Origin of the sequence: Microcystis sp. M113S1 (genome assembly GCF_020246945.1) — a bacterium.
In the GTDB taxonomy this organism is placed as follows: Bacteria; Cyanobacteriota; Cyanobacteriia; order Cyanobacteriales; family Microcystaceae; genus Microcystis.
Genome location: NZ_JADBSA010000168.1, coordinates 1 through 3,948 on the forward strand (window position 1 = coordinate 1; position 3,948 = coordinate 3,948).

Annotated in this window: 3 protein-coding genes; all 3 read right to left on the reverse strand. The window is 44.8% G+C overall.

What is annotated here, in order from left to right; genetic code table 11:
• Positions 1-226: 226 nt before the first annotated feature.
• Entirely contained in the window at positions 227-913 is a 687-nt protein-coding gene (locus tag IM319_RS08565; RefSeq protein ID WP_002746650.1) for an ATP-dependent Clp protease proteolytic subunit, read from the reverse strand.
• A gap of 848 nt (positions 914-1,761) precedes the next feature.
• Positions 1,762-2,328, reverse strand: coding sequence for an adenylate kinase (locus IM319_RS08570; protein ID WP_287078895.1), 567 nt, complete (start codon positions 2,326-2,328; stop codon positions 1,762-1,764).
• Positions 2,329-2,398: 70 nt separating this feature from the next.
• Positions 2,399-3,718 carry a preprotein translocase subunit SecY gene (gene secY, locus IM319_RS08575; RefSeq protein ID WP_286825771.1) on the reverse strand — a complete coding sequence of 440 codons (1,320 nt, stop codon included), beginning with the start codon at positions 3,716-3,718 and terminating at the stop codon, positions 2,399-2,401.
• Positions 3,719-3,948: the final 230 nt, after the last annotated feature.

A 3,948-nucleotide genomic window follows, 5' to 3' on the forward strand; every position in this document is an offset into this window, starting at 1 on the left:
ATCATTGTTTATCGACCTCAAACAACTATTTTTATGCTAACGCATCCGCACAAAATTGTCAAGGATTCAATCGTGCTTCGTGTCACTGAGCCTTTACATTGAGCGGCCCGAGTGAGCCTCGCCGAACTCCTGTCGAAATGTAATGTGTCGAAGTGCTTTTTTATACTGGTCGGGTTTCATCCCGTCAGTGAAACTGAGGGTCTTCACCCGACACTTAAGATAAATCTTAACTAACTTGGGCGAGGGGTTTCGGTAGTTCCTTGCGACTTTCCAGAACGCGATCAATTAATCCGTAGTCTTTCGCCTGTTGTGGGGTGAGATAGAAGGTGCGATCCATATCTTTCGCCAGTTTTTCGGTGGTTTGACCCGTATTTTTCGAGAAAATCTCTAACATGGTCTGTTTGTTGGCGATTACCTCTTTGGCGCGAATCTGGATATCGGTGGCTTGTCCTTGGGCCCCGGTGCGGTTTTGGTTGAGAACAATGGTAGCGTGGGGTAAGGAGGCACGAAAACCCTTGGTTCCCGCAGAAAGAATCATCGCTGCAGTTCCCATGGCCTGCCCGATACAGATAGTATGAACGGGAGGTTTAATGTAGTTGAGGGTGTCACAGATAGCGAAAGCTTCGGTTTCGTAGCCGATCGCGTCCCCCGTGTACCAGGATGTGCCGGTAGAGTTGATATAGAAGAAAATCGGTTTTTCGGGATCGTCAAATTGCAGGTAGAGCAGTTGAGCGATAATTAATTCCGTCACGTCCACCCCGACATTGCGCTTGACATCATCGGAGGAAAATAAGGGCAACCCCAGATAGACAATTCTCTCTTTGAGCAGGAGAGATTCCAAGTCCGGTGGTGGTGTCCGATAGGCTGCATCCCCATAATAGGCAGTTTGTACCGCTTTAATCACTGAGTTCATCGAGTTTTTCCGTCATACACAGTATCCTGCTTTTGATTTTAACGTAATCGGGTTGACCGATTGCCTGGAGGTATTTTTAGCTAGGTTCCTCCCCAAGAATCTCTCGGTGTGGGGTGTGGGGTGTGGGGTGTAGGGTTTTACCGATTTTCAGGTGGTCAACTACCTAATTTTCAGGGAAAAAGTCCCGGAATTTTCCCCCTAATCACTCCCAGTCCGGTACTTTTTGATTGACAAAAAGTCTAAAAGTCTTACCCAACAAGGTTTTTAGATTTATTCAGCAGACCCTAAATAAAAATAATCTCCTGACTCCTGACTCCCCAAAACGAAAACTTTGTACCTCACCATTAAGATAACTGCGATCAGACTCAAAATAGATGGACTCGCGGCATATTCTGTTCTTTTTGTCAAAAAAACTTTCTCTTTGCAACAAAACTACACAATTAATTGATCAACGGGTTGGCTTTTAAAAGTCTCTTTAACGGCCAGTTATTACTTTTGCTGAATAGGTCAGTGTAGATTTAGCAAGGGTTTTTAGGATCACCAGACAGCTAAAAACTCAAAAAAGCACGGAAAAACCCATCATTTCATACTGCGAAATTATACCATAATCGCTGGAAGTATTGCAACCTCGTAAACAAATGAGAATTATTTTTAATAAATTCCTAAGAAAAGATAAATATTGCGAAATGTAAATTTAAATATTCTCAACTATTAAAGCTTGTTTTATATAAAAAACTTATAAAAAGTTGTAATTTTTACCGACTGATTACTGATCACTGATTACTGATCACTGATTACTGATCACTGATTACTGATCACTGATTACTGATCACTGACTGAGGGAAACTTTAAACAGGAGTGACAACTGCTGTCAAAGCCGCCGTAACCGCGTCCATCGGTTGATTACCGTCGATATGGTTAAGGGTCCCTTTTTGGCTGTAATAATCTAAAACGGGGGCAGTTTGGTCGATATAAACCTGTAGGCGACGGGAGATCGTTTCTTTAGTATCATCTTGACGACCGCGTTGCATGAGACGCTCAATTAAGACCGTATCTGGTACAGCCAAATTAACCACATAGGTGTAACTATCGGCCAATTCTTCCAGTAATGCGTCTAAAAAGCTCGCCTGTGTCACCGTGCGGGGAAAACCGTCAAGAATCCAACCCTTAGCACTGTCAGGCTGTTTTAAACGTTCCTGAATTAAACCTAATAACAATTCATCGGGGACTAATTCGCCCTTTTCCACATAAGCTTGTGCTTGCTGACCAAGTTCTGTCTTCTCTGTAATTGCTTGACGCAAAATTTCACCGGTAGAAATATGGGGAATCGTCAGAGATTCCGCTAATTTTGCCGCTTGGGTCCCTTTTCCCGATCCGGGCGGTCCCAAAAATATCACACCGATCCGTTTGCTCATGGATTAAATATAGGGTTTTAAGGGAAAAAATAACCAGTAACCGCTAAAAGGTCACTGGTTAACTATCTAACTACTGTTTAATCATGTCCTCATAGCGTTGAGACATGACATAGGTTTGAATTTGTTTGGCGGTATCGATCGCCACCCCCACCAGAATTAACAGGGAAGTTGCCCCCAAACCGCGAAAAGTGGTGACACCGGTAGCGCTTTCTACTACAGTCGGCACAGTAGCCACCAAACTTAAAAAGAGAGCGCCCAAAAGGGTGAGACGATTCAGCACCCCTTCCAGATAATTAGTAGTAGCGGTTCCCGGTCGAATCCCCGGAATACTGGCCCCCATTTTTTTCAGGTTTTGGGACATATCTTTGGGGTTAACGATCAGGGAAGCGTAGAAGAAACTAAAACCGAGAATTAGTAAGCTATAAAAAGCCACATAACCCCAACTATCGGGACGCAGGGCATTAACCAACTGAACTAAAACCTGACCAACCGGGTTATCGGTGGGTAAAGCTTGCACCAATTGGAAAGGTAACACCAAAACTGCCGAGGCGAAAATAATCGGCATCACGCCCCCTTGATTGAGTCGTAGGGGTAGATAACTGGTTCTTTCCCGATAGAGACGACGACCGACCTGACGACGGGCAGAAACAATCGGAATCCGACGGGTTCCTTCCTGAACAAAAACAATGCCGATAATCATCACCAAGAAAACCAGCAAGAGAATCACCACTTGAGCGATCGCTTGTCGGCCACCCTGTTGAGCAAAAGTAATCGTATCACCGAGGGTTTTCGGTAAAACAGCGACAATATTCACAAAAATCAGCAAAGATGCTCCATTTCCCAGACCGCGTTCCGTAATCAGTTCCGAAATCCACATCACGAACATAGAACCGGCCACTAAAGCGAGAACCGTAGCAGCGATCGAGGGTAAAGTTCCGTCCACAACGCCGTTAGCCACCAATAAACCGAGAGTAATGCCGATACTTTGAATAATTGCCCAACCAAAGGCAATATAACGGGTAATTTGGGCAATTTTTCGCCGTCCTGCTTCTCCTTCATTTTTCTGTAAATCTTCCAAAGAAGGAAGGGCAGCGGTGAGCAGTTGCACGATAATTGAGGCGTTGATATAGGGAAGAATGCCGAGGGCAAAAATCCCTAACGTCGATAATCCTCCCCCGGTAAACAGGTCAAGGATTCCCAACGCGGCGTTACTTTGAATAATTTCTGCTAATCTTGCCCGATCCAAACCGGGTATCGGTACAAACATCCCAAAACGGAGCAGAATCAGTAAACCCAATGTAACCAACAAGCGACCGCGTAAACCGGCCGCCTGTGCCATTTGCATAAACGTTTCCTGTGCCGTGGGAGCCTTATCACGACTGACGACCATTAACAGTTACCTCTAGTGCAGTTTTTTTATGGGAAAAAGTAATCGAGGGGGAAAACTTTCTCGATTTTTTTAAGATTTCCCCTGTCTTTATTTTGACATCCTCACCGCCGTAAACGGACGGTGATTCCCAAACCTCACGATTTAGGTTTCTGCTTCTTTCCCTTGCGGGGTTCCGCACCTGCCTTAACAGATTTACTCTGTTCTGGTCTTATGGTCGCTCTACAGACTGA